Origin of the sequence: Paenibacillus sp. E194, from assembly GCF_000935845.1 — a bacterium.
In the GTDB taxonomy this organism is placed as follows: Bacteria; Bacillota; Bacilli; order Paenibacillales; family Paenibacillaceae; genus Paenibacillus_B; species Paenibacillus_B alvei_B.
In genome coordinates, this window is the sequence record NZ_JMDX01000419.1 from 1 (window position 1) to 2,676 (window position 2,676).

Consider the following 2,676-nt stretch of genomic DNA (forward strand, 5'->3'; position numbering starts at 1 on the left):
CCTACTACTGCTCCAGCTACTGCTCCTATCATCGGAATAGCGCCTAGCAGTTTGGACTCCGTACCCAGCAATCCATCGGCTTGTTTTTGATCCGCCGGGTTCGTGATCTTCGCGGTCGGGGTATTTGTGTTGTTAGATGAACCCTTCTTGGCTGCGGCTTGTGCTGCTTCATAGTCTTTGATGTTCATTAGTGGCGGCTCCGGCACGGGAGGAAGATCCATGACGAACACTGGAGCCTTCACCGTCCCCTCTTGATCCACCACCGGGGCCTTGATATCCGTTTCACCGTCTAGTACCATGCTGCTGGCTCCGCCTGTGAGGTACAATGCACTTCCCGCTGTAAGCGACAGTTCCTGACCTGCATCCAGCTTCACGTGACCGCCTTGAATCCGCACATCTCCCGGGCTGCTGACGGTAATGCCGTTCCCTTCATGGAGTGTAATTGAAAATCCTCCCGAGGTAGACAGGGTCAGCTCTTGTTCAGACATGTCCACGCCGCTTCCTTGCGCATGTCTCCATACTTTAACGTCTAGCTCCCCTTGTGCGTGACGATGCTGTCGCGAATCCATGACATAGGCTTCATGCTCCCGGCTCGTCGGCAAGTAAAGCTCCACACGCTGCCCGTCAGCGCAATCCCCGTAGCTTGATCGTTCTCATAGCGGGCATAGCGAATATCTTGTTCAGCCTGGAGATCGTAACGGGTAAGCAGCAGTCCATCCTTCATCCGTGTTACTGCCCGAACAACAACTAGCTCTTTCCCAGATCCAATCGGTAACGCGATGCTATCACCCAACGCATAATATTGCAGGCTTTCGAACACGTAGGTTATAAACGCCCAATCCGTCTCCTCATATTGTAAAACAAACATATTGGTTACGGTATCAATTGCATCTCCATACTTGTATTTTCGAATCATCGTTGTGACTACACTTCGAATCGCTACATCGGTGAGAGCATCTGCCACTGCTTTCGTATCGACATCCGTGCCGATCCTGGTAGATGAAAGCCAAAATTGAACGTCGGATGATATCAGATTTATGAGAGCGGCTTCGCTTACATCATTTACAAAATTCATACCAATTACGATTTAAACTAACTTCAAATTGGACGACATTAACTGCTTTCTAAATCACCGCCTCAACGAAGCAAAAATCGTAGTCAATTGACCAGTCGTGATGATTCCGAATAAATTCAAAAAAGGACATGTTTTGCATGAAGTTGAGAACTCGTAATATAAGCACCTGCTCATCGTCTTCTTCGCCCCGCAGCTTTCCTAGCCATAACCCGGCTTGATCACTCACGAATATTCCGCTTTCGTCTTTTGCATACACTTTATACATCCACATTACATATTTTTCGATTACAATAAGACAGTCGTCTGTGACTAAGTATCCATCGAAATGCATGATATCGTGTTCCCGCCCAATTTCAATGACTGCCTTTCTCACCCAACTCACCTACTTTCTTGCGTAACAGTGCTTCGCTATATGTATATGTAAGCTTGAATCTTCCTTCCAAACTCGTCTTTAATAAAACGATGACCGTTTCATAATCTCCTGAAATCGATATAAGTTACGGTAGCATCATTGCATATGGTTCGCTATTCACTTTTATCACAGCTCCTCCTAATCATCTTTGTATTGTATTCACGTCATTATGGTTATAATGTACAGTATTCACGTATTATTAGCAAATGTCTATTTTGAATTAATTTCAACAATTTCACAGGAACAACAGGATTATATCTTGTATATACGTCATTTTTTCTATTTATCACTTGCTTTTACGACATTCCTCACATTGTCTTCTCGCAGTTCACAAGATATACTAGTGAAAAAGACGGAAATACAAGCAAAAGTGAGGAATTAAAATGGCTTTATCAGAGAACATGAGGGCAATTCGCAAGGAAAAAGGTCTTACTCAACATGAATTAGCCGAGCTTGCGAAGCTATCCAGATCATATATTGCGGATGTTGAAAGAAAAAGATATAATCCTAGTTTCGAGTCAATTCAAGCAATCGCGAATGCATTAGGAGTCAAGGTATCAAAGCTGATTGGAGAAAGTACAGAAGATACCGACAAAGAAGAAGACTGGACACAAGAAGAAATCGAAGAGATAACAAAATTTAAGGAGTTTATAAAGTCCAAGAGGAAAAAGCAGTAGTTAGCATTAGAAACGTTATGGTTCTGGATTCCGGAAGAGACACGCGGAAACATACACGGGCATAAACTCCATGGTACTATAAAACCTTGCTAAAAGAGGGAAAATTGGCGATCGGTAATCATAATGAAGAGAACGCTTGCATTGATTCTGGGCATGAAAAGAGCTTATTCCTCCTTATCGTTCAAGTGGAATAAGCCGTGTACGGAAAATCATATGCCAACTTACAACGGTTGAAATAAACTTCCTGAGAATGCCCATACAGTGCATCAAGCAACGCGGAACTTCACTAGATAGTCAGGGTGAGTTTCAATTTGAAGCGTGTACTTCCTTGATTTCTTTTCCCACCACGGTTGATACCGCAAGTACAGGTAAGCCTCATCCATTCTTAAATTCCAATGATAAACATACCCTTTATGTCGAATGAAGGGCTTTATATCAAACCAGTCTCGAAAAGAGAGGACGGGATGTTTCATCTGCTAGCCCTCCAGCTCTGCAAGCTGAGCTACTTTTTC

Annotated in this window: 2 protein-coding genes and 1 pseudogene; 1 reads left to right on the plus strand and 2 read right to left on the minus strand. The window is 43.6% G+C overall.

The window, feature by feature from the left end:
* Both AZ66_RS31110 and AZ66_RS28365 read right to left on the minus strand, forming a co-directional pair.
* Positions 1-928 (minus strand): annotated as a pseudogene (locus AZ66_RS31110) (contractile injection system protein, VgrG/Pvc8 family); the annotation flags it as partial.
* A 196-nt stretch (positions 929-1,124) separates the two neighbouring features.
* A complete protein-coding gene (locus AZ66_RS28365) occupies positions 1,125-1,448 on the minus strand; it encodes a hypothetical protein (protein ID WP_044357995.1) in 324 nt (107 codons plus the stop codon).
* A gap of 422 nt (positions 1,449-1,870) precedes the next feature.
* Between AZ66_RS28365 and AZ66_RS28370 the strand changes: the two genes are divergently transcribed.
* Entirely contained in the window at positions 1,871-2,164 is a 294-nt protein-coding gene (locus tag AZ66_RS28370; RefSeq protein ID WP_044357996.1) for a helix-turn-helix domain-containing protein, read from the plus strand.
* The last annotated feature ends 512 nt before the right edge of the window (positions 2,165-2,676 follow it).

What these genes read in the sequence shown, in the direction of transcription:
- AZ66_RS28370 (WP_044357996.1), top strand. Translation starts at nt 1,871, where the DNA reads ATGGCTTTATCAGAGAACATGAGGGCAATTCGCAAGGAAAAAGGTCTT.